At 70.2% G+C, this 21,580-nt stretch carries 19 protein-coding genes; 8 read left to right on the forward strand and 11 right to left on the reverse strand.

All coding sequences use genetic code 11. The features are described 5' to 3' along the window. Nucleotides 1-147: 147 nt before the first annotated feature. Nucleotides 148-1,257: a DNA integrity scanning diadenylate cyclase DisA gene (disA, locus tag ACZ4FV_RS25455; RefSeq protein WP_020549623.1), complete on the forward strand. Its 1,110-nt coding sequence runs from the start codon at nucleotides 148-150 to the stop codon at nucleotides 1,255-1,257. A gap of 94 nt (nucleotides 1,258-1,351) precedes the next feature. On the opposite strand, the gene ACZ4FV_RS25460 is transcribed toward disA, so the two are convergent. Further along, on the reverse strand, nucleotides 1,352-2,194 hold the full coding sequence (locus ACZ4FV_RS25460) for a hypothetical protein (RefSeq protein WP_395866866.1): 843 nt from the start codon (nucleotides 2,192-2,194) through the stop codon (nucleotides 1,352-1,354). Nucleotides 2,195-2,375: 181 nt separating this feature from the next. Between ACZ4FV_RS25460 and ACZ4FV_RS25465 the strand changes: the two genes are divergently transcribed. Beyond that, nucleotides 2,376-3,329, forward strand: coding sequence for an A/G-specific adenine glycosylase (locus ACZ4FV_RS25465; RefSeq protein ID WP_395866864.1), 954 nt, complete (start codon nucleotides 2,376-2,378; stop codon nucleotides 3,327-3,329). Here the strand turns inward: ACZ4FV_RS25465 and ACZ4FV_RS25470 are convergent. Further along, the gene (locus ACZ4FV_RS25470) at nucleotides 3,253-5,073 is read right to left on the reverse strand and encodes an arabinofuranosyltransferase AftB family protein (protein WP_395866862.1); all 1,821 of its coding nucleotides are present in this window, start codon (nucleotides 5,071-5,073) and stop codon (nucleotides 3,253-3,255) included. The genes ACZ4FV_RS25465 and ACZ4FV_RS25470 overlap by 77 nt on opposite strands. A 444-nt stretch (nucleotides 5,074-5,517) precedes the next feature. On the opposite strand from ACZ4FV_RS25470, the gene ACZ4FV_RS25475 reads away from it, so the two are divergent. Further along, entirely contained in the window at nucleotides 5,518-5,754 is a 237-nt protein-coding gene (locus tag ACZ4FV_RS25475; RefSeq protein WP_395866860.1) for a hypothetical protein, read from the forward strand. A gap of 11 nt (nucleotides 5,755-5,765) precedes the next feature. On the opposite strand, the gene ACZ4FV_RS25480 is transcribed toward ACZ4FV_RS25475, so the two are convergent. Beyond that, entirely contained in the window at nucleotides 5,766-6,233 is a 468-nt protein-coding gene (locus tag ACZ4FV_RS25480) for a GNAT family N-acetyltransferase (protein WP_402234540.1), read from the reverse strand. A gap of 703 nt (nucleotides 6,234-6,936) precedes the next feature. Between ACZ4FV_RS25480 and ACZ4FV_RS25485 the strand changes: the two genes are divergently transcribed. From ACZ4FV_RS25485 to ACZ4FV_RS25495, 3 genes are all read left to right on the forward strand, one after another. Further along, on the forward strand, nucleotides 6,937-8,058 hold the full coding sequence (locus tag ACZ4FV_RS25485; RefSeq protein WP_395866856.1) for a DUF2382 domain-containing protein: 1,122 nt from the start codon (nucleotides 6,937-6,939) through the stop codon (nucleotides 8,056-8,058). A gap of 153 nt (nucleotides 8,059-8,211) precedes the next feature. Continuing rightward, nucleotides 8,212-9,072 carry a sterol desaturase family protein gene (locus ACZ4FV_RS25490; protein ID WP_395866855.1) on the forward strand — a complete coding sequence of 287 codons (861 nt, stop codon included), beginning with the start codon at nucleotides 8,212-8,214 and terminating at the stop codon, nucleotides 9,070-9,072. After that, complete coding sequence (locus ACZ4FV_RS25495) at nucleotides 9,069-9,749, forward strand: lysoplasmalogenase (protein WP_395866853.1); 681 nt, start codon at nucleotides 9,069-9,071, stop codon at nucleotides 9,747-9,749. Before ACZ4FV_RS25490 ends, ACZ4FV_RS25495 begins: the two co-directional genes overlap by 4 nt. 8 nt (nucleotides 9,750-9,757) lie before the next feature. Here the strand turns inward: ACZ4FV_RS25495 and ACZ4FV_RS25500 are convergent, their stop codons facing one another. The 4 genes from ACZ4FV_RS25500 to ACZ4FV_RS25515 form a co-directional block, all read right to left on the reverse strand. Continuing rightward, nucleotides 9,758-10,108 carry a tetratricopeptide repeat protein gene (locus ACZ4FV_RS25500; protein ID WP_395866851.1) on the reverse strand — a complete coding sequence of 117 codons (351 nt, stop codon included), beginning with the start codon at nucleotides 10,106-10,108 and terminating at the stop codon, nucleotides 9,758-9,760. A gap of 104 nt (nucleotides 10,109-10,212) precedes the next feature. Further along, nucleotides 10,213-11,253: an NAD(P)-dependent alcohol dehydrogenase gene (locus ACZ4FV_RS25505; protein WP_395866849.1), complete on the reverse strand. Its 1,041-nt coding sequence runs from the start codon at nucleotides 11,251-11,253 to the stop codon at nucleotides 10,213-10,215. Nucleotides 11,254-11,395: 142 nt separating this feature from the next. After that, nucleotides 11,396-12,148: an SDR family NAD(P)-dependent oxidoreductase gene (locus ACZ4FV_RS25510; protein ID WP_402234532.1), complete on the reverse strand. Its 753-nt coding sequence runs from the start codon at nucleotides 12,146-12,148 to the stop codon at nucleotides 11,396-11,398. A gap of 74 nt (nucleotides 12,149-12,222) precedes the next feature. Continuing rightward, on the reverse strand, nucleotides 12,223-12,912 hold the full coding sequence (locus tag ACZ4FV_RS25515) for a TetR/AcrR family transcriptional regulator (RefSeq protein WP_465323292.1): 690 nt from the start codon (nucleotides 12,910-12,912) through the stop codon (nucleotides 12,223-12,225). 145 nt (nucleotides 12,913-13,057) lie between these two features. On the opposite strand from ACZ4FV_RS25515, the gene ACZ4FV_RS25520 reads away from it, so the two are divergent. After that, on the forward strand, nucleotides 13,058-15,250 hold the full coding sequence (locus ACZ4FV_RS25520) for an MMPL family transporter (RefSeq protein WP_465323293.1): 2,193 nt from the start codon (nucleotides 13,058-13,060) through the stop codon (nucleotides 15,248-15,250). Between the two features lie 143 nt (nucleotides 15,251-15,393). On the opposite strand, the gene ACZ4FV_RS25525 is transcribed toward ACZ4FV_RS25520, so the two are convergent. After that, nucleotides 15,394-17,916: an ATP-dependent Clp protease ATP-binding subunit gene (locus ACZ4FV_RS25525; RefSeq protein ID WP_395866841.1), complete on the reverse strand. Its 2,523-nt coding sequence runs from the start codon at nucleotides 17,914-17,916 to the stop codon at nucleotides 15,394-15,396. Nucleotides 17,917-18,376: 460 nt separating this feature from the next. Between ACZ4FV_RS25525 and ACZ4FV_RS25530 the strand changes: the two genes are divergently transcribed. Beyond that, nucleotides 18,377-19,090, forward strand: coding sequence for an SCO3374 family protein (locus ACZ4FV_RS25530; protein WP_395866839.1), 714 nt, complete (start codon nucleotides 18,377-18,379; stop codon nucleotides 19,088-19,090). A gap of 124 nt (nucleotides 19,091-19,214) precedes the next feature. Here the strand turns inward: ACZ4FV_RS25530 and ACZ4FV_RS25535 are convergent, their stop codons facing one another. From ACZ4FV_RS25535 to ACZ4FV_RS25545, 3 genes are all read right to left on the reverse strand, one after another. Continuing rightward, nucleotides 19,215-19,556, reverse strand: coding sequence for a histone-like nucleoid-structuring protein Lsr2 (locus tag ACZ4FV_RS25535; RefSeq protein WP_355542767.1), 342 nt, complete (start codon nucleotides 19,554-19,556; stop codon nucleotides 19,215-19,217). 232 nt (nucleotides 19,557-19,788) lie between these two features. After that, nucleotides 19,789-20,298, reverse strand: coding sequence for an amino-acid N-acetyltransferase (locus ACZ4FV_RS25540; RefSeq protein ID WP_395866837.1), 510 nt, complete (start codon nucleotides 20,296-20,298; stop codon nucleotides 19,789-19,791). Between the two features lie 219 nt (nucleotides 20,299-20,517). After that, entirely contained in the window at nucleotides 20,518-21,456 is a 939-nt protein-coding gene (locus tag ACZ4FV_RS25545; RefSeq protein WP_395866835.1) for a DUF11 domain-containing protein, read from the reverse strand. Between the last annotated feature and the right edge of the window lie 124 nt (nucleotides 21,457-21,580).

Here is a 21,580-nt window from a genome sequence, read left to right on the forward strand (position 1 = left end):
CACTAGACTTTTCCACCGATCTTCCGACGTAGCGGCCGACCTGTGTCGACCGCAGGTCCTGAGGCGCTCCCGGCCGTGCATACCGGAGCAAATGCCCGGGTGACGGCCGATGGCCGGCCGAGGATGGCAACGACCACGGGGAGTTCTGTGGCTACGAATGACCGGACCGACAAGGGCACGAGTGCCGACGCGGCCCTCGTGAGGGCCGCGCTGCAATCCGTGGCCCCGGGCACCGCCCTGCGCGACGGCCTGGAGCGCATTCTCCGGGGCAACACCGGCGGCCTGATCGTGCTCGGTTTCGACAAGGCGGTGGAGGCGCTCTCCACGGGCGGTTTCGTGCTGGACGTCGAGTTCTCCGCGACCCGGCTGCGCGAGCTGTGCAAGCTCGACGGCGGGGTCGTGGTCGACCGCGAGTGCACGAAGATCGTCCGGGCGGGCGTGCAACTCGTCCCGGACCCGTCGATCCCGACGGAGGAGACCGGCACCCGGCACCGCACCGCCGAGCGGGTCAACAAGCAGACCGGCTACCCGGTGGTCTCGGTGAGCCAGTCCATGCGCCTGATCGCGCTCTACGTCAACGGCAAGCGACACGTGTTGGAGGACTCGGCGGCGATCCTGTCCCGGGCCAACCAGGCGCTCGCCACGCTGGAGCGCTACAAGCTGCGGCTCGACGAGGTGTCGGGCACGCTGTCCGCGCTGGAGATCGAGGACCTGGTCACCGTGCGGGACGTGTGCGCGGTGTCCCAGCGACTGGAGATGGTGCGCCTGATCGCCCGCGAGATCGACGGCTACGTCACCGAATTGGGCGTCGACGGGCGTCTGCTCTCGCTGCAACTGGAGGAGCTGATCGCGGGCGTCGAGGACGACCGCAAGCTGGTCGCCCGCGACTACGTGCCCGAGCGCGCGATCAAGCGCGGCCGGACCGAGGCCGACGTGCTCGCCGAGTTGGACGGTCTCGCCCACGCGGACCTGCTCGACCTGCAGACCGTGGCCCGCGCGCTGGGCTTCACCTCGGGGCACGAGGTGCTCGACTCGGCGGTCAGCCCGCGCGGCTACCGACTGCTGGCGAAGGTCCCCCGGCTACCACCCGTGGTGATCGAGCGGCTCGTGGAGCACTTCGGCGGTCTGCAGAAGCTGCTCGCGGCCAGTGTCGACGACCTCCAGGCCGTGGACGGCGTCGGCGAGGCCCGCGCGCGCAGCGTGCGCGAGGGGCTGTCCCGACTCGCCGAGTCCTCGATCCTGGAGCGCTACGTGTAGCCCCCTCCGCACGTCACGACGTCGCACACACGACGAAGGAGGGCCCCGGCGCAAGCGCCGGGGCCCTCCTTCGTCGTTCGGATGCGGATCGCCGCTACTTGCCCACCGCCGCGGTGAACACGAACTCGCCGGACGGCTCCAGGCCCGCCAGCGTGCCCTTCGCGCGGTAGGCGGCCTTGTCTGCGGGCGCGGCCTTGCTCTGCCCGCCGTTGGTCGCGCACTGCGCGGCGTTGGAGCGGGTCCAGGACCAGTCGCGAGTGATCGAGACGGCCTGCGCGTCGCCCTGCTGCAACTGCCGCACGTCGGTGGCCGCGCCGGCGACGCAGTCGGCCGAACTCCACAGCCGCTCGGGGCCGGAGAGCACCTCGATGTAGGCGCGGCTCGGCGCGAGGTCGACGTAGCAGGTGGGCCCGGTCTGATTCGTGACGATCAGCTTGAGCGCCACGTTCTGCGAGGCGTTGTAGGCCGTCTTGCCCGCGTCCACCGGCTGGATCTGCACCCGGATCATGTTCGGCGTGCACCACGTGCCGCCGTTCGGCGCGGCCTTCCCGCCGGAACTCGCCGCGCCGGAGTTGCCCGCGGTACCCGCGGACTGCCCGCCGCTCGGGACGGGTTGCCCGCCGGGCTGGCCGGACGTGCCCGCCGACGCGCCGGAGGTCCCCGCGCCGGGCGTACCGGTGCCACCGCCCGGGATCGGCGGATTGGCGCCATTGGTCGGGTTGGGCCCCGGCGTGATGGCGCTCGGATCGGGCGAGGCCGAGCCGCTCGGGGCCGGCTTCTTGTCCGCGGCGTTCTTCTTGTCGTCGGAGTCCCCACCGGCAGTGCATGCCCAGGCCACCAGCGCGATCAACAGCGCGAGGGCGAGCAGCACGACGACCCGCCGACGCCAATACACGGTTGACGGCAGGTGACCCACGGGACGGCGCATCGAGTCCACGCGCAAACTCTAGGGGAGATCGTTACGCCGTCCGGTGTAGCCACACCGTCCGACGCGTTGGAATTTCTCGCCGTGTCGTGCCCGAAGAAGCCCTGGTCGCAGGCCTATTCCGGCATTTGCGGGCAGAAGCCACCGTCACTCGCCCGAGTGACCGCCCATAACGTGCGAGGATCGGGGAGAGATGTCACACGCACTGCACGAGCCGATCCTCGACTGGTATTCGGCCCATCGACGCGATTTGCCCTGGCGAACCCCCGACGCTTCCGCGTGGGCGGTCGTGGTCAGCGAGTTCATGCTGCAACAGACCCCCGTGGTCCGGGTGTTGCCGGTCTACCAGGCCTGGCTGCGGCGCTGGCCCACACCGGCCGCGCTGGCCGCCGACGAGCCGGGCGAGGCGGTGCGGATGTGGGGCCGGCTCGGCTACCCGCGCCGCGCGCTGCGGCTGCACGGCGCGGCGGTCGCGATGGTCGAACGCCACGACGGCGAGGTCCCCTCCACCCACGCGGACCTGCTCGCGCTGCCCGGGGTGGGCGAGTACACCGCCGCGGCCGTCGCCTCGTTCGCGTTCGGGCAGCGCCACATCGTGCTGGACACCAACGTGCGCCGGGTGATCGGCCGGGCGATCGACGGCGTCGAGTACCCCCCGCAGGCCACGACGCCGGCCGAGCGCCGTACCGCGACCACGCTGCTGCCCGCCGCCGCGGAGACCGCCGCGACCTGGGCGGTGGCGGTCATGGAACTCGGTGCGCTGGTGTGCACGGCGAAGTCGCCCAAGTGTGTGGGCTGTCCGGTCGCCGCGCTGTGCGCGTGGCGCCTGGCGGGCAAGCCCGCGTACGAGGGCCCGCCGCGCCGGGGCCAGACCTACGCGGGCACCGACCGGCAGGTCCGCGGGCGGTTGCTCGCGGTGCTGCGGGATAGCCCCGGACCGGTGTCGCAGTCCGCGTTGGACGCGGCGTGGGACGAGCCCGTCCAACGCGCGCGGGCACTGGACGGGCTGGTCGCGGACGGCTTGGTCGAGCCGTTGGCGGCGGGCGTGTACCGGTTGCCCGCCGGGCCGCTCAGCGGCAGTACTTCTTCTCCGCGTCGATCGGATTCGTCGGAATCCGCATCGAGTTCCGTTTCACCGACCCGGTGAGGTTCTTCCAGAACCGCGATACCGACATGGGTTCGCGGGTCGCCTGCTGGAGTTCGCGAATACCGCCGCAGTTCAATGCCCGGCGGGCCGCCTCGACCTTGGCCGGATCGACATTGCGCAGGTCCAGCTGCGTACCCGGCTGGGTGAAGTCGGCGAGAATCCATTCGATGTAGGTCAGCTTGTCGTGCCCGGACCGGGTCCGATAGTCGAGGTCCAGGTGCGCGCCGAGCGGATTCGCCAGACCGAAGATGTCGATCGCCAGACCCGACGTCGGCACCAGCACCGCGGGCTGCCCGAGGGCGCCGTAGACCACCGAGTCGGTGATCGGGACGTGGTACTTGAGCGGTGCGGAGCGGAAGTCGAAGTTCAACATCCAGAACTTGTCGGGCTCGTGGTAGTAGGTCAGATAGACGAACTGCGCCCCGGGCGTCGCGATGTCCTTGTTCCACTCCGTGCCGACCCCTTCGAGCCGCTTCACGAACGCGTCCCGATAGACCTTCGAGGTGACCGGGTTCTCCTCGCCGGTCCAGGTCACGTACCACGAGCGGGTGTCCTCGATGTTCTTCGGCCCGAAGCCCTGGTACGGCACCCGCATCGAGGCCGCGCAGACCAGCGACCACGCGGCCAGCCCCGCCGCGGTACCCGCGTACAGCCGCTGCAACGGCAGCACCAGGACCGGCAGCAGGAACGCGAACGTGCCCGGCAGCAACAGACGGGCGTGCATGAAGTCGCCGCCGACCACGATCACGTAGCCGAGCAGCACCGTGCCGACGACCAGGGCGGTCGCGGTCAGCACCCGGATGCGATAGCGCTCGAAGTCGCCGACCGAACGGCCGATCGTGGCCAGCAGCCCGACCGCGACCGCGGTCAGCAGCAGCGGTGCCCAGATGTTGTACGGGCTCGCGTAGTCCTCGAAGTAGGTCCATCCGCGACCGACGTCGGTCTTGGTGCCCTCCTTGGCTATCGCCGTGTTGGGCAGCAGGACGCCGTAGTAGCCCATCCGGAAGATCTGGTAGAGCACCGGCAGCAGACCGCCGAACACCGCGAGCACGGCCAACCGCCTGCCGGTCGGCCGCAGCAGCAGCCACGCGGCCACCGCGAACACGATCGTGCCCAGCGCGAGGTCGGGCCGGACCAGCACACCCATGCCGAGCGCGAACGAGGTGCACGCCTGGCGCGCGAACGAGGAGTTGCGGTCCAGTCGGGCCAGCAGACACCAACTCGTGCCCAGCCAGACGAAGATCAGCCCCATCTCCAGGCCGGATGTGGCGAAGTCCCAGAACGGCGGCAGCGCGGCGATCGCCAACGCACCTGCGGGCAGGGGCCATCCGCCGCCCGGGAGGTCGAGGTAGAGCCGTCGGGTTCCCGCGGTCGCGAGCGCCAGACCGCCGACCGCGCACAGCAGCGAGCCGTACACCGCGATGGTGACCAGGTCGATCCCGGTCACCCCGCCGACCAGCGCGAGCAGCCACGGCCAGAGCGTCGAGGTCGCCGCCTCGGCGCGCTCGCCCACGTTGAAGTTGGGCCCGTTCCCGTCCAGGATCTGCTGCGAGACGCGAACGAAGATCAGTCCGTCGTCGCCGATCCAGCGCCGCCGGAAGCCGGCCAGCCCGAGCAACAGGGCCGGCACCAGCACGACGGCGATCGCCCATCCGGTCCGCGCGTCGAGCCGCTGCCACGGCCTATTTCGCGACATTTCCGGATCGATATTCGCCGCGCCCTCGGCCTCATTCTTTTCGGCCAAGGTGCTTCCTACGGCCATCGTCCTGCCCCCGAACTCCTGTCGTCCCGCACACCGATCCGCCCGATAATATCATCGGGAAAATTAGCGGTCCGAATTGCCCCCGAACCACGTTCGACAATGCGATCGAAAACCGAGTCGATCATCCGAGTGGGCACGGCGACATTTCGACATCCATATCCATTCTTTTCCAACGTAACGAAGCCCGCAGGAAAACGCATTTCCGTACCTCGCCCCGAACCGGCCGGCGTCGACCGACGCCCGGGAGCCCGGCGGCCCCCCGGCCGGACGGATCGCCACCTCCGCCGCCGGAACCCGCCCGGGAACCTTTTGCCCCGAATCCCGGCGCGCGGCGAGCCACCCGCGAATACTGGACGTACACGCGCCGGCTACGGAACGCGATGCGGCTCGGTCGCGGGCGCACACCGAGGATCGAAGGGGGACGCGGTGACGGAGGACTCCGGGCGCGACGAGCCCACGGCGGGCGACGCGATCCAGTGCATGGGTTGCCAGGGCACCGGCCTGGACACCTCCGGCCGGGTCTACCGCAGCCGACACCGCGAGGTGTCGACGATCTGGGCCGGCACCCGCTGCCCGCACTGCCGAGGCACCGGCTGGCTGCGCAACGGACCGGTCGATCCCCCGGAAGGCTCCCCCGGCGGGCCGTGGCGCACCGGCCGATGAACCGGCCGAATCTAGCGCGCGTTCCCGGAGGCGGATCCGCGCAGGTAGCGGCGAAAGCCCTGCGCCGACTCGCCCTCGAAGCCGCAGGCCCGATAGAACGCGAGCACCTCGGCGCTGTCCGCCGACAGGAGTTGCACCTTGTAGCAACCAGCGTCGGCGGCGACCGTGCCGGCGGCGACCAGCAGTCGGCGGCCGATTCCGCGTCGCCGGTGGGTCGACGCCACCACGACGTTCTCCACGAACATGATCGGGTGGCCACTCCGCGTGAGGTTGGGCAACACCGCGCAGTCGGCGGTGCCCGCCACCATGCCGTCCAGATCGGCGACCAACACCGTGCGACCGCGCTGGGTGGCGATGTCCGCCCAGATCAGATGGGCGTCCTCGATCGGCAGAGGCACGTCGTCGGGATGGAACTCGGCATACAGCGCCAGCAGCCCGGACAGATCCCGAGCGGTCGCCGGGCGGATCGTCATGGTCATACCGAAAGCCTACAAATCGCGACGGCCTCGACCGGGATATACGCGCACCACACATCCGCCGCCGGATGCCCCGCCGAGCACCCCACCCGCCCCACCGGCCCTACTCGCCCCACCCGTCGCGTCAGCCCGCCCGCCCCGACCGCCCGGCGGCCTTGACCGGCCGATAGGTCATCCCGAGCCCGTCGTACACACGAGCGCCTCTGGCGGCCCGTGCACCGCCGGCCGGTCGTGTCGGCACAGCTCGGCCCCGGCGACCACCACGGCCGCTCCGTCCGCGTCGGCCCAGGCCGGCGCCCGCCGGTCGGCCCCTGCGCGGTCCGGACACACATCGCGTCACCATCGCAGCGGCGCAGCAATTCGTCGTGATCGGTGATCTCCCACACGGCTCGAATCCTGTCGGACGACGCCCCGGTGGATCGCCCCCGGGCTCGGGACCCCACGGTCCCGTCCGCCCGGCCGGTAACCGGCCGACCCCGGGCGGTCACTCACCCACTCGGGTGAATCCACGGTCCTCGCCGACAATCCATCACCGCTCGAATTCCCGCTGCTGGCAGCCCTTCACGGGTGCCCGGCGGGCGCCGCCCCGACCGGCTCCGGTTGTCGCATCGGCCGATTAGCCGTCTGCTGGTGAGCGGAGCTCCCACACGACGACCGCCGTGTCGCGACATCCCTGTCGCGGCGCCGGGAACAGGAGCGTTGGCTCGTGAAGACGAACGTCACCCCGCAGGAACTGATCGGCCGCAAGGTCGTCGATTCCGAAGGCAGCAAGATCGGGACCATCGGCCAGGTGTATCTGGACGACCGCACCGGCGAGCCGGAGTGGGTCACCGTCAAGACCGGCATGTTCGGCGGCCGCGAGAGCTTCGTGCCGCTGGGCCCGGCCGACATGCAAGGCGACGACCTGCGTGTGCCCTTCGACAAGGAACTCGTCAAGGAGGCGCCGAGCCTGGGCACCGACGAGCACCTGTCGCCGGAGGAGGAGGCTCGCCTCTATCGGCACTACAGCGTCACGCCGTCGACCGGCATGACGCGCACCGGGACCACCGAGGGCACCGGGACCGCCGGTACGGCCGGCGGAGCAGCCGGTGCCGCCGGCGCGGCCGAGACGCGCCGGCATCCGGACATGTCCAAGTCGCAGCTCGCGGGCTCGGACAACGGCTTCGAGGAGTTGACCGGCAAGCACGACCCGTCGGTGCGCACCAACGACCCGCCGACGCGGATCGGTACGCCCGCCGCGACCACGGCCGCGGCCTCCGGCACCGCGACCGGTCGGCCGGCGATGGAGGCGGACACCGCCAAGGCGGGCATGTCCTCCTCGACCACGACCCGTTCGACCTCGGCCGACTCGGGCACGGCCCGGGGCGCGGCGATGTCCGCCAAGGCCGGTTCCGACGACGCGATGACCCGCTCCGAGGAGCGGCTGGACGTGCACGTCGAGACGATCGAGGCCGGGCGCGCGGCGCTGCGCAAGGTGATCGAGACCGAGCGCGTGGACAAGGTCGTCCCGGTGACGCACGAGGAGTGGGAGATCGTTCGCGAACCGATCGACAACTCCAATCGCCGTGCCGCGCTGGACGGGCCGGACATGCGTGAGAACGCGCACGAGATCGTGCTGCACGCCGAACGTGTGGTCGTCCGCAAGGAGGTCGTCCCGGTCGAGCGCATCCGGCTCGTCTCCAAGAGGGTGCAGGGCGAGCAGCGGGTGACCGAGGAGGTCCGTCGCGAGCGGATCGAGTTGCACGACGGGGACAAGGTGCAGGTCCTCGACGGCAAGGGCGAACGGCTGGACAAGAACATGGACAAGAACAAGAACACGAACATGTAGGGCCGTCCGGCCGGCTCCGCGAAGCCCCCGATCGTCTCCCGGTGCCTTTCTCCGGCGGCGTCCGGGGGCTTCGCCCCGCTCGGGGCACGGTTCGGGAAATTCGCGGGAAATCACCTCTTCCACCGGGCGTTACTCGCCAGTAGGGTCCGAGGCATGGACCTCACGGTGTTCGCCATTCCGGCCTTCACCCTGCTCATGGTCGTGGAATGGGTGTCGTACCGCTTCGCCCCCGACGACGACGAGCGCGGGTACGCGGTGAAGGACACCGCGACGAGCCTGACCATGGGTCTCGGCAGCATCGCGGCCGGGCTCGGGTGGGGGTTGTTGACCGTCCTGGCCTGGGACGGGCTGCACGAGCTGACCCCGCTGCGGGTGGGGAACACGTGGTGGGCGTGGGTGCTGGTGATCGTCGGCGTCGACTTCTTCTACTACTGGGAGCATCGCGCCGGACACGAGATCCGGCTGCTGTGGGCCAGTCATGTCGTGCACCACTCCAGCCGGCACTACAACCTCTCCACCGCGCTGCGGCAGACCTGGACCGGGGCGCACCACATCGTGTTCATCGGGCCGATGTTGCTGCTCGGTTTCTCGTTGACGATGGTGGTCACCTCCTTCTCGATCAACCTGCTCTACCAGTTCTGGATCCACACCGAGCGGATCGACAAGCTGTGGAAGCCGATCGAGTTCGTCCTCAACACGCCCTCGCACCACCGTGTGCACCACGGCTCGAACCGGCAGTACCTGGACCGCAATTACGGCGGCATCCTGATCCTGTGGGACCGCCTGTTCCGCAGCTTCGAGCCCGAGGGCGAGCCGGTGGACTACGGGCTCACCAAGAACATCGAGACGTACAACCCGCTGCGGGTGGCCTTCCACGAGTACGCGGCCATCGCACGTGACGTCCGGGCGGCGCGCGGCTGGCGGACGCGGTTCGGCCGGGTGTTTCGTGGTCCCGGCTGGCAGCCCGCGGTCGAGGCGGCCGAGCCCGCGAGCGTCGCCCGGGCGACCGCGTGAGGGCACGCGCCCTGGTCGCGGCGTACCTGACGCTCGGCGTCGCCGACACGGTGTTCGCCGCGACCGATGTCGACGGGCCCCGCTGGGTCACCAAGACGCTGCTGATGCCGGTGCTGATCGCCTTCGTGTGCGTGGCCGCCCGGCCCGGCGCCGAGCGCGTTCGGGGGCCGGCGATCGGCGCGCTCGTGGGCGGGTTCGTCGGCGACGTCGGGCTGCTCGTGGACCACGACGCGACCTTCATGGTCGGCATGGCCGGGTTCGCGGTCGGGCACGTGTGCTACCTGATCGCCTTCCGGCGCCTGGGCGGCACGTTCCGGGCCCGGACGGCCGTCGGATACCTGCTCGCGTGGGCCGCGATGATGGCGCTGGTGTGGCGCGGTCTGGACGACCTGCTGGTGCCGGTGCTCGGATACAGCCTGCTGCTCACCGCGATGGCGGTCGGGGCCGCGGGAGTGAGCCGGCGGACCGGGATCGGCGGCGCGTTGTTCCTGCTCTCGGACGCGGTGATCGCCCTGGGCATCGCCGACGTGGACCTGGTGCCGGGTCAGGACGCGGTGGTGATGCCCACCTACGTGGCCGCCCAGTTGCTCCTCGCGCTCACCTGGGCCGCCTGGCCGTTCGCCGGTCCGGGCACGAACGAGGCGGCGGACCGTCGGTCCACCGCCTCGTCGGGCTGAGTCGGGCGTCAGTCGGCGTACCTCGCGGCCGCCGCGGTGTACTCCGGCTCCGGGTTCATCGCCGCGGCGAGTCGCAGGAACGGCGCGGCCTCGGCGCCGCGACCGGCCCGCTCCAGGGTCCGGCCGAGCGCGTGCGTGGCCCACGCGTCACACGGGTCCAGCTCGATCACCCGGCGCAGCGTCTCCTCGGCCCGGCGCAGTTGCAGCGAGAGGAAGTACGCCCGACCGGCCAGTTGCTGCACGGCCACGTTGTCGCGCTCCTCCTCGAGCACCGGCTCCAGGAGGCGCAGCGCGCCCAGCGGGTCGCGCCACTCGACCAGTGCCTCGGCTACTCGGTAGTTCTCCAGGGTCAGCGTCACGGTGGCTCCCTTCGCGATGCTCGTGACGGCGTCGGACACCCGGCAGAACCGAATACCCCGGCCAGGTATTCCGGCCGAGGCATCCCGGCGCGGTGGCGGGCGGGTCAGGCGCCCGGGACGAGCACCGCGCGGCCGTTGATCCGGCCGTGGTGCAGCCGGTCGTACACGTCCGGCGCCTGGTCGAGCGGGAACCTCTCCACGTGCGCGCTCACCGCGCCCCGCCGGGCCAGGTCGATCAGCTCGATCAGCTCGGCCCGCGTGCCCCAGTAGGGCGTGCTGACCGAGCACTCGAACGGGATCAGGCCGAAGCCGACCGGGAGGGTGCCGCCGCCGATGCCGACGATGGTCAGGTCGCTCTCCGTGGCCGCGCACTTCGCGGCCAGGTCGACGGTGGGTTGCACGCCGGCGAAGTCGAGCACGAGCTGTGCGCCGAGGCCGTCGGTGGCCTCCCGGACGATGTCGGCGGCCTTGTCGTCGGACTTGATCGCCAGGTGTGCGCCGGACGCCCGGGCCAGCTCCAGTTTGTCCTCGCTCACGTCCAGCGCGATCACCCGGGTGGCGGAGAGCGCGCGCAGCAGTTGCACGCCGATGTGGCCGAGGCCGCCGACGCCCAGGACCACGGTGGTGCTGCCCGCGTAGAGCTTGTCCAGCGAGCGCTTGATCGCGTGGTACGGCGTCAGGCCGGCGTCGGTGAGCGGGACGGTTTGCACCGGGTCCAGGTCGCCGATCGGCACCAGGTGGCGGGCGTCGTCGATCAGCACGTAGTCGGCGAGCGCGCCCGGCGCGCCCAGTCCCGGCGGCCGGATGCCCAGTTCGGCGGCGCGAGCGCAGTAGTTCTCCTTGCCCTGTGCGCACGCGCGGCAGGTGCCGCAGCCCCACGGTCCGTAGACGACGACCGCGTCGCCGAGTTCGACGCCGGTGACCCCGTCGCCGAGCGCGGCGACGATGCCGGCGCCCTCGTGGCCCAGGGTGAGCGGGGCGTCGGGACCGAAGCTTCCGGTGGGCTGACTCATCACGAAGATGTCGGAGTGGCAGACGCCGGCGGCGGTGACCTCGAGCAGTACCTGACCGGGGCCCGGTTCGGGCGCGGGGATCTCCCGCACCTCGACCGGCTTGCCGAACTCGACGTATTGGACGGCCTTCATGGGTTTCTCCCTTTCCGGCGTACCGGCCCCCAGTGATGACACGGGTGGTGCTCGGGTGGCACGGCGGGCCGGCGACGTCACTTGTCAGACTATTGCTCGCCAACCGAATGGATTACGGGGTGGGGGTATCCGCTGGGCCGGGCTACGGCGCGGTGTAGCCGCCGTCCACCAGGTGGTAACTGCCGGTGATGAACGCGGCCCGATCGGAGAGCAGGAAGGCGACCGGGTCGGCCACCTCGTCGACCGTGCCGAGTCGGCCCATCGGGTGCAGCCGGGCCAGCGCGGCGTGCGCCTCGGCGTCGGACTCCTCGAGCAGCGGGGTCTCCACGAAGCCCGGGCCGACCGCGTTGATCCGGATGCCGCGCTGCGCGTACTCGATCGCGGCGGTCTTGGTCAGGCCGAGTACGCCGTGCTTGGCGGCCACGTAGCCGACCGCGTTCGGGAAGCCGACCGAGCCCAGGATCGAGGCCATGTTGACGATGGCGCCACCGCCGGACTCCAGCATCGCCGGGATCTGCCGGCGCATGCCGTAGAAGACGCCGCTGAGGTTGATGTCGATCACCTTGCGCCAGCCGTCCGGCGGGTATTCGCCGGTGTGCGCGTGCGGACCGGTGATGCCGGCGTTGTTGACCGCGAGGTGCAGCCCGCCGAACGCCTCCACCGCCGCGCGCACCAGCAGCGCGCAGGACTCCGGATCGGCCACGTCCACGCGCATCCCCCGGGCGCTGCCGCCGGCCGCCTCGATCTCGGCGGCCACGCGGGTCGCGCCGACGTCGTCGAGGTCGGCGACCACCACGTCGGCGCCGTCGGCGGCCAGTCTGCGGGCGATGGCCGCTCCGATGCCCGAGGCGGCACCGGTGACGATGGCGGTCTTGTCGGCGAAGTCGGCGCTCATGCCTTCGATCCTGCGAGCGCCCGACCGTCGGCGCCCGTCGGACGGGCCCTAATGGGGGATGCCGCAGCGGGCCTCTAGAGGCCGTTCAGGGCCACATCCAGCCCGCGCCGGACGATGTCCGCCTTGATCCCGTCCGGGAGATGGGCCAGTTCGGTGTCGAGCAGCAGCACGCTCAGGCCGTGCACCGCGGACCACATCACCACGTCCGAGTACTCGCGCCGCTCGGCCGGCAGCCGACCGAGTTCGACCAGTTCGTCCAGCGCCTGCGACATCAGCGCGTAGGACTCCTCCGACTGGTCCGGCGTGCCGGGCAGCTGCCCCTCGGCCTCGCCCGCGGCCTGGGCCGCCTGCCGACGACCGACCATCGACTCGCCCTCGCCGGCCCCGTAGAAGATGGTCCGGAACAGGCCGGGCTCGGCGAACGCGAAGCGCACATAGCCGAGCCCCGCGGCGCGCAGCCGGCGCATCGCCTCGTCGCCCGGGTCCGGGCACGGCTCGCCGTTCGCCAACTCGGCCCGCATCGCCGCCGCGAGCAGCGCCAGGCCGCGATCCTTGACCGCCACGACCAGCTCGTGGTGGTTGGCGAAGTGCCGGTAGGCGGCGGTGGAGGACACTCCCGTGGCCCGCGCCGCCTCACGCAGCACGATCGCCTGCGGGCCGCCCGCCCGGGCCCGTTCCACGGCGGCCTCGGTCAGCGCGTTGCGCAGGTCGCCGTGGTGGTATCCGCGACGACCCGAGGTGCCGGCGGCTTGCTCGCTTGCCATGGTTCTCCGTTCGATCCAACCCCATGTTGACACTGCGCACATTCAATGCCAAGTTATCAATGCCAACATTGTTATCGGCGTCAACATCGTTTTGCCCAACCCTGGCATCTCCGTCCCCCGGGGACCACATGGAAGGTCGATGATCATGCTCGAACGACTAGGGGATCTCGTATTCCGCCGGGCCCGCATGGTGCTCGTGGTCGGCGGACTGCTCTTGCTCGTCGCGGCCGGGGTGGGCTTCGGCGCCTTCGGCAAGCTCCAGTCGGGCGGCTTCGACGCGCCGAACTCGGCCTCGACCCGGGCCCAGGACGAGATCGAGGACACCTTCGGCGGCCAACCCAACCTGGTGGTCGAGGTACGCGCCAAGGACGGCTCCGGCGTCGACACACCCGCCGTCGCGGACGCCGGACGCCGGCTCACCGCGGCCCTCGCCGCCGCGCCGGGCTTCGACCAGGTGGCCTCGTACTGGACCACCAACGCACCCGGCCTCAAGGCCGACGGGGGCCGCGGCGCGCTGCTCGTCGCCCATTCGGTCGAGGAAGACGTCAGCGAACTGCCCAAGAGCGCCCAGTTGCCCCCGGACAGTCCGCTCAAGGTGCGCATAGGCGGCGACGCCTCGATCGGCCCGGCGGTCAACGGCCAGGTCGGCAAGAGCCTGGCGATCGCCGAGTCGATCGCGGTTCCGCTGACCCTGCTGCTGCTCGTGCTGGCCTTCGGCAGCCTGATCGCCGCCCTGGTCCCGCTGGTGATCGGCTTCATCGCGATTATGGGTACCTTCGCCGAGCTGTACGTCCTCGGCAGCCTCACCGACGTCTCCATCTTCTCGATCAACCTCACCACCGCCCTGGGCCTGGGGCTGGCGATCGACTACGCGCTGCTGATCGTGGCCCGACACCGCGAACTGCTGCACGCCGGCCACGACCTGCACGACGCGGTGGTCGGCACGCTGCGCACCGCGGGTCGCACGATCCTGTTCTCCGCCGCGACGGTGGCCGCCGCGCTCGCCGTGCTGCTGGTCTTCCCGCAGTACTTCCTGCGCTCCTTCGCCTACGCGGGCATCGGCGTGGTGGCCATTTCCGCGCTCGCCGCGCTGATCGTCGCGCCGGCCCTGCTGACCGTGCTCGGGCCGCGCGTCGAGTCGATGCGGATCAAGGGCGTCAAGGGGGTCCAGGGCGCGGAGGCACCGATGTGGTCGCGGCTCGCCGGCTTCGTCACCCGCCGGCCCGCGCTCACCGCGCTGCCGGTGGTGGCGGTGCTGCTGTTCGCCGCGTCGCCGCTGCTCGGGGTCAAGTTCGGCACGCCCGACGAGCGGGTCCTACCGACCAGCACCGAGGCCCGCCAGGTCGGCGACACGCTGCGTGCGGACTACAGCCTCGACGACACCCGCACGCTGGACGTGGTGCTGCTCGGCACCGGCGCCGAGGCCCCGGTGGACGGCTACGCCGCGCGTCTCGCCGCGCTGCCCGGCGTCACCCGGGTGGACAGCGCGGGCCCCGACCGGATCCGGCCGAACGCCCGCCTGCTGTCCGTGATCACCACACTGCCCGCCAAGTCGGACGCCGCGCAGGACCTGGTCCGCGACGTCCGCTCGATCCCGGCGCCGGAGCGCACCGAGGCCCTGGTCGGCGGCACGGACGCGCGCCTGGTCGACACCAAGACCTCGATCGGCGACCGGCTGCCGCTGGCCTTCGGGCTGATCGTGCTCAGCACGTTCGTCCTGCTGTTCCTGTTCACCGGGAGCATCCTGCAACCGCTGCGCGCGCTGCTCCTGAACGGAATCAGCATCGTGGCCGCGGTCGGCATCACCGTGTGGGTCTTCCAGGACGGGCATCTCTCCGGCCTGCTGGGCTTCACACCGCTGCCCATGGACACGTCGATGACGGTGTTGTTGTTCTGCATCGCGTTCGCCCTGTCCATGGACTACGAGGTGTTCGTGACCAGCCGGATCAAGGAACTGCACGACGCCGGCGAATCCGACGAGGACGCGGTCCGGCACGGCCTGGGCCGCACCGGACGGATCGTCACCACCGCCGCCGCGCTGCTCGCGGTGACCTTCGTGGCCTTCCTGACCAGCAGCGTGAGCTTCCTGCAGTTGTTCGGCTTCGGCGCGGCGCTGGCGATCCTCCTGGACGCGACCCTGGTCCGCGGCGTGCTGGTGCCGGCCGCGATGCGCCTCCTGGGTCGGCACGCGTGGTACTCCCCGCGGGCCCTGCGCCGGCTGCACGACCGGGTGGGCCTGCGCGAGTCGGCCGCGGAACCGGCGGAGTCGGCCGCGCCGCCGGCCCGGTCGGGTAGCGCGGACAGGGTCGACGAGCACGTGGCCGACGGCGCGCGCTGATCCCTCGCGCCGGTCGTCGTACCGGACACCACGCCGGTCGCCGACGACGGTCGTCCACCACGGGCGTCACGCGAAAAGGGGTCGCCCCCGGGAAGTACTTCCCGGGGGCGACCCCTTCGTCGTGTGCGGTCTCCCGCGGCCGACTACTCCTTGGTCAGGTTCGGGCCCGAGCCGGTCGCCTCGATGGGCGGCGCATCCGGCAGCGGGGCCTTCTCCATGCCCTCGAAGGTGAACTGCTCGTCCTTGCCCTCACCCTCGGTGTCGACCACGATGATCGACCCGGAGCGCAGCTCGCCGTAGAGGATCTTCTCGGAGAGGTTGTCCTCGATCTGGCGCTGGATCGTCCGCCGGAGCGGACGGGCACCCAGCAGCGGGTCGTAGCCCCGCTTGGCGAGCAGGGCCTTGGCGGCCGGACGGAGCTCGATGCCCATGTCCCGATCGCGCAGCCGCTCGTCCACCTTGGCGATCATCAGGTCGACGATCTGGATGATGTCTTCCTCGGAAAGCTGGTGGAAGACGATCGTGTCGTCGACACGGTTGAGGAACTCGGGACGGAAGTGCTGCTTCAGCTCTTCGTTGACCTTCGCCTTCATCCGGTCGTAACCGGTCTTGACGTCGGACGATCCGGAGAAACCGAGGCCGAAGCCCTTCGAGATGTCCCGCGTACCGAGGTTGGTCGTCATGATGATGACGGTGTTCTTGAAGTCCACCACCCGACCCTGGGAATCGGTCAGGCGACCGTCCTCCAGAATCTGCAGCAGCGAGTTGAAGATGTCCGGGTGGGCCTTCTCGACCTCGTCGAACAGAACCACCGAGAAAGGCTTGCGGCGCACCTTCTCGGTGAGCTGGCCGCCCTCTTCGTAACCCACATATCCGGGCGGCGAACCGAACAGCCGGGACACCGTGTGCTTCTCGGAGAACTCGCTCATGTCGAGCTGGATGAGCGCGTCCTCGTCGCCGAAGAGGAACTCGGCGAGCGTCTTGGACAGCTCGGTCTTACCGACACCGGACGGGCCGGCGAAGATGAACGAACCACCGGGACGCTTCGGGTCCTTGAGTCCGGCGCGGGTGCGCCGAATGGCCTGGGAGAGCGCCTTGATGGCGTCCTTCTGGCCGATGACCCGCTTGTGCAGCTCGTCCTCCATGCGGAGCAGACGGGCCGACTCCTCCTCGGTCAGCTTGAAGACCGGGATTCCGGTGGCGGTCGAGAGGACCTCAGCGATCAGTTCCTCGTCGACCTCGGCCACGACGTCCATGTCGCCGGCCTTCCACTCCTTCTCCCGCTTCGCCTTGTCGGCGAGCAGCTTCTTCTCGCTGTCGCGCAGGGACGCGGCCTTCTCGAAGTCCTGCGCGTCGATCGCGGACTCCTTGTCCCGACGCACGTTGGCGATCTTCTCGTCGAACTCGCGCAGGTCCGGCGGTGCGGTCATGCGCCGGATGCGCATCCGCGAGCCGGCCTCGTCGATGAGGTCGATCGCCTTGTCCGGCAGGAACCGGTCGGAGATGTACCGGTCCGCGAGCGTCGCCGCGGCCACCAGGGCCTGGTCGGTGATCGACACGCGGTGGTGCGCCTCGTAGCGGTCGCGCAGACCCTTGAGGATCTCGATCGTGTGCGGCAGGGACGGTTCCGCGACCTGGATCGGCTGGAACCGGCGCTCGAGCGCCGCGTCCTTCTCCAGGTGCTTGCGGTACTCGTCGAGCGTGGTCGCGCCGATCGTCTGCAGCTCACCTCGCGCCAGCATCGGCTTGAGGATGCTCGCCGCGTCGATCGCGCCTTCGGCCGCACCCGCGCCGACGAGCGTGTGCAGCTCGTCGATGAACAGGATGATGTCGCCTCGGGTGCGGATCTCCTTGAGCACCTTCTTCAGCCGCTCCTCGAAGTCGCCTCGGTAGCGGGAACCCGCCACCAGCGCGCCGAGGTCCAGCGTGTAGAGCTGCTTGTCCTTGAGCGTCTCGGGCACCTCGCCCTTGACGATCGCCTGGGCCAGGCCCTCGACGACGGCGGTCTTGCCGACGCCGGGCTCGCCGATCAGGACGGGGTTGTTCTTGGTGCGGCGGGACAGCACCTGCATGACCCGCTCGATTTCCTTCTCTCGCCCGATGACGGGGTCGAGCTTGCCCTCGCGCGCCGCCTGGGTCAGGTTGCGCCCGAACTGGTCGAGCACGAGGGACGTCGACGGAGTCCCCTCCTGGCCGCTTCCGCCCGGAGCGGCGGATTCCTTGCCGCTCGAGTAGCCGGAGAGCAGCTGGATGACCTGCTGGCGGACCCGGTTGAGGTCGGCGCCGAGCTTCACGAGGACCTGGGCGGCGACGCCCTCGCCCTCGCGGATCAGGCCCAGAAGGATGTGCTCCGTGCCGATGTAGTTGTGGCCGAGCTGGAGCGCCTCGCGAAGCGACAGCTCGAGGACCTTCTTCGCACGGGGCGTGAAGGGGATGTGACCGGACGGAGCCTGCTGGCCCTGGCCGATGATCTCCTCAACCTGCTGACGCACTGCCTCAAGCGAGATGCCGAGGCTCTCCAGGGCCTTCGCAGCGACGCCCTCACCCTCGTGGATGAGGCCGAGGAGGATGTGCTCAGTACCGATGTAGTTGTGGTTGAGCATCCGGGCCTCCTCCTGAGCCAGGACGACAACCCGCCGCGCGCGGTCGGTGAACCTCTCGAACATCGTTATCGCTCCTCAGAGCGGTCGTGCAGATCGGGGACGGTCCCCTCCCTGTCCTTCCGCATGCTAGTCCTGCACGCAGGACCGCTCGATTCGTCCGTGAAGACGTGCGACCCACGTGTTGCGGACCGCGTTGGACAACTAGTCAAACCCGATGGTGCGTGTCGGTGTTCCCGCCGGCCACGTCCTGAGGCCGATTCCGAGTACGCCAGAAGCGAACGCGGTATTTTCCGGCACCGGTCCGACCCGGCGCGAGCCCGGATTCCGCCTCCCCGTGTCCCCTCCATGTTCGGGTCATACCCCGGACGACACCTGCTGTATACCGGCAGGTCACGACCGGTGTACGGGCAACCGCGCGGGCGCCGGGGAAGGGCCGGCGCGGCCGTCCCTCGCATTGCGTCACTCATTGCGGCTGCCATATCACCTTTCGTAACCTCGCTGTCGTCCCGGAGTTGAACACGTTATGGCAGCCACGCTTGTTTTCGCGTCCCGTTCGGCGCCCGTCGTACCCGGCCCGCTGGACGAGGCCCTCTGGTACGCGCGCGCCCTCGGATGGCCGGCGGGTCCGGGATCGCTCGACCCGGCGCACGAGAGCGCGGCCGCGACCACCGATCCGCGCGTGCTCGCGGGCCACTGGGCGGCCACCCCGTCGGCCCCGGTCCGGCTGGCCGCGGGGGTGCGGTTCGACGTCCTGGACGTGCCCGGCGCGGCCGGTGTCCGGGCCCTGGACCGGGCCGAGCGGCTCGGCGTCCCGATCGGGCCGGTGGCCGCGACCGGGACCGGCCGGATCCAGTTCTTCGTAGCCCCGGGGGTCGCGGGCGACCTGCCCGCGCTGCTGGACTGGCTGGACTGGGCCGATCTGGACCTCGACCTTCGCGCGTACGGCGAGGGCGACACGGTGGCCGCGCCGTCGCCGTGGCCGGCCACGTGGCGGGCACCGTGGCCGCGGTCGTGGGAGCACGCGCGCTGGTTGCGGCCACCGGTCGACCCGGGCCGGGTGTGCCCCGCCGGGGACCTCGCGGCCCTCGGCGCGGTGCTGCACGTGGACGTGCGTTTCCCGGACGTGACCCGGCTGCTGAGCACGTTGGCGCACGCGTGCCAGCACGTACGGCTGTTCCCGAGGCCGCGGGCGACCGAGCCCAGGCCGCTGACCCACCACCGCCCGGCGCCGGCCTGAGGCCCGGCCGCGACGACGCCGACACCGATCCCGGCCCCGGCCCCCGGACCCCGGAAAACGACATGAGCGGTGCCCTCCCCCGAACGAATCGGGGGAGGGCACCGCTCGATGATGGCGTCGACGATCAGGCGTGGGCCTTCTCGTAGGCGTCGCGAATGTTGCCCGGCACGCGACCGCGCTCGCTCACGTCGTAGCCGTTCTCCTTGGCCCAGGCGCGGATCTTGGCGGTGTCGCCGGAGGCGGCACCACCCTTGACCACCTGGCGGACGCCGCGGCGAGCGGCGACCCGGCCACCGGTCTTACGGCCGGCCTCGACGTAGGTCGTCAGGGCCGCGCGGAGCTGCTCTGCGTGCGTGGCGCTCAGGTCGATCTCGTAGGAGACACCGTCGAGCGCGAACGTCACCGTCTCATCGGCCTTGCCGCCGTCGAGGTCGTCAACGAGAAGAATCTGGACCTTCTGTGCCACCAGGATTCCCTTTCATCGGGAGGGTTCACAACCAGCTCAAGAAAAGGAAACCGCTTTCTGCGGGAAAATACAAACCCACCGGCGCGGAACCCGTCGAGTCGGCAATACGTTACCGGGTTTGTGGTTGCGACTTCACCGCACACCACACCGTCACGGGCAAGAAGCGTCAAGAGGTTCGCCGGCGCGGGGCACGCGATCTCCACCACACTCGCCCGGTCTACGCGGATCGAGATCACTGCCAGAGATGGAGCAGCATCCGCGTGTTGCCAAGGGTGTTGGGTTTGACGCGTTCCAGATCCAAAAACTCGGCGACACCCTCGTCGTACGAACGCATCAGTTCACTGTAGACATCGCCGTCGATCGGTGTCTCCTCGATCTCGACGAAGCCGTGCTTCGCGAAGAAGTCGACCTCGAAGGTCAAGCAGAATATCCGTCGAACGCCGAGCCAACGCGCGGTCTCCAGGAGTTTGGTGAGCAAGAGGTGACCCACTCCGGAGCCGCGGCACACGGGATCCACCGCGAGAGTGCGTACCTCCGCCAGGTCTTCCCACATCACGTGCAGCGCCCCGCACGCGACCACCTCACTGTCCGCGTCCCGCTCCGCGACCCAAAACTCCTGAACATCCTCGAAGAGGGTGACAGTTGGTTTGTCGAGGAGGATACGCAGCCCCACGTACCCATCCACAAGGCGACGAATGGCCCGCACATCGGACGTTCTGGCACGTCGGATCGTCACTTCCATGGGCTGACGCTATCGCGATCACGATAGGCATCGCCGCTCCGCCCTGTTTACCACCGATCTGCCCGGGTGGTCGCGGAAACACCCGGACCGACGGCAGAGGTCCGGGCGGGGTTTCCCACCGCCCGGACCTCTGGTTCTTCATACATCCGGCACCGATACCGACGGACCCAGTCCACGGATCGTGGAGTGATCAGGCCGGATATGGACGGATTCCCCCGGTCATTCCCGGGTCCCGGATTCGGCCACGCGCGTGCTCGCACAGGCCGCTTCGGCATCGTCGCCGCACGCGTTGCCGATCACCGGCTTCGCACCCGGTGCGCTGACGAAACTCGAACGAGCGGTCATCTCGGATCCCGCCGCGCCTTCCGGAACCTTGAACACGAGAATCAGGGTGATCGCGGAGCCGGGCTTGATCCGGCCGGTCTTCCACACTCCGGTCGCGGTGTCGAATTCACCCTGCGACGGCTTGGATTCCACCGGTTTCACGCCCGCGGGCAACGCGTTGCGCACGATCGCGGACTTCGTCTCGGCGCTGCCGGAGTTCAGCACGGTCACCGTGTGGGTGACCGTGTCACCGGGCTTGGCCTGCGCGCGGTCGGCCGTGCGGCGCAATTCCAGCCTCGTCGCCGAGGCCGGGTCGACCGGCGGGGCGGGCGGCTTGTCCGGCGTCACCGGCGGCGGAGCCTTCGGGGCCGGCGGCTGAATCGGCTGCGCCACCGAGGTCGTGTCGGTGCCGAGGTCGGCGAGGTCGAGGTCGGCGAGGTCGAGCAGGTCCGGCAGGGTCACGCCCGGCGGCAGCGTCGTGCCCAGGGAGGTCCCCAGGCCCGAGAGCGTGCTCTGCACGCCCATCCCGAGCGTCTCGCGCATCCGGTCGAGTCGGGCGCGCAGTTCGGCCATCGCGTCGTCGAGCGCGGTCATCCCGGACAGCGGCGGGGGCACCCGCGAGGACGACCACAGCGTCCACCCTTGGGAAGTCCCGTACGACACGCCCGACGAGGTCGTGTACGAGGTGCCGTACGACGTCTCGACCGGTTGCGGCAGGAGCTGCGGCACCGCGGTCGCCTGGCCGGCCGCGGCCAGGTTCGCGCCCAACGCGGCGGTCACGCCGACGGTGACCATCGCGAGGGCGTGCCTCGCTCGGGTTTTCGCTCGCATCATGTCGGCCCACTTTCCGTTCCGCTGTGCAGAAGTCCGCATTTTCTTACGTAGATCATTAATACGATTACGCAGAGTTGCGCCCCGGGGGCACCGCGGCTGCGCCGAACGAATTAACAAGACCTCC

The organism is Embleya sp. NPDC025285, from assembly GCF_055558835.1.

Bases quoted from the DNA above. Each gene is read 5' to 3' on its own strand.
- ACZ4FV_RS25545 (WP_395866835.1), bottom strand. From the start codon at position 21,456: ATGATGCGAGCGAAAACCCGAGCGAGGCACGCCCTCGCGATGGTCACC.
- ACZ4FV_RS25525 (WP_395866841.1), bottom strand. From the start codon at position 17,916: ATGTTCGAGAGGTTCACCGACCGCGCGCGGCGGGTTGTCGTCCTGGCT.
- ACZ4FV_RS25510 (WP_402234532.1), bottom strand. From the start codon at position 12,148: ATGAGCGCCGACTTCGCCGACAAGACCGCCATCGTCACCGGTGCCGCC.
- ACZ4FV_RS25515 (WP_465323292.1), bottom strand. From the start codon at position 12,912: ATGGCAAGCGAGCAAGCCGCCGGCACCTCGGGTCGTCGCGGATACCAC.
- ACZ4FV_RS25505 (WP_395866849.1), bottom strand. From the start codon at position 11,253: ATGAAGGCCGTCCAATACGTCGAGTTCGGCAAGCCGGTCGAGGTGCGG.
- ACZ4FV_RS25480 (WP_402234540.1), bottom strand. From the start codon at position 6,233: ATGACCATGACGATCCGCCCGGCGACCGCTCGGGATCTGTCCGGGCTG.
- ACZ4FV_RS25490 (WP_395866855.1), top strand. From the start codon at position 8,212: ATGGACCTCACGGTGTTCGCCATTCCGGCCTTCACCCTGCTCATGGTC.
- ACZ4FV_RS25520 (WP_465323293.1), top strand. From the start codon at position 13,058: ATGCTCGAACGACTAGGGGATCTCGTATTCCGCCGGGCCCGCATGGTG.
- ACZ4FV_RS25465 (WP_395866864.1), top strand. From the start codon at position 2,376: ATGTCACACGCACTGCACGAGCCGATCCTCGACTGGTATTCGGCCCAT.
- ACZ4FV_RS25540 (WP_395866837.1), bottom strand. From the start codon at position 20,298: ATGGAAGTGACGATCCGACGTGCCAGAACGTCCGATGTGCGGGCCATT.
- ACZ4FV_RS25530 (WP_395866839.1), top strand. From the start codon at position 18,377: ATGGCAGCCACGCTTGTTTTCGCGTCCCGTTCGGCGCCCGTCGTACCC.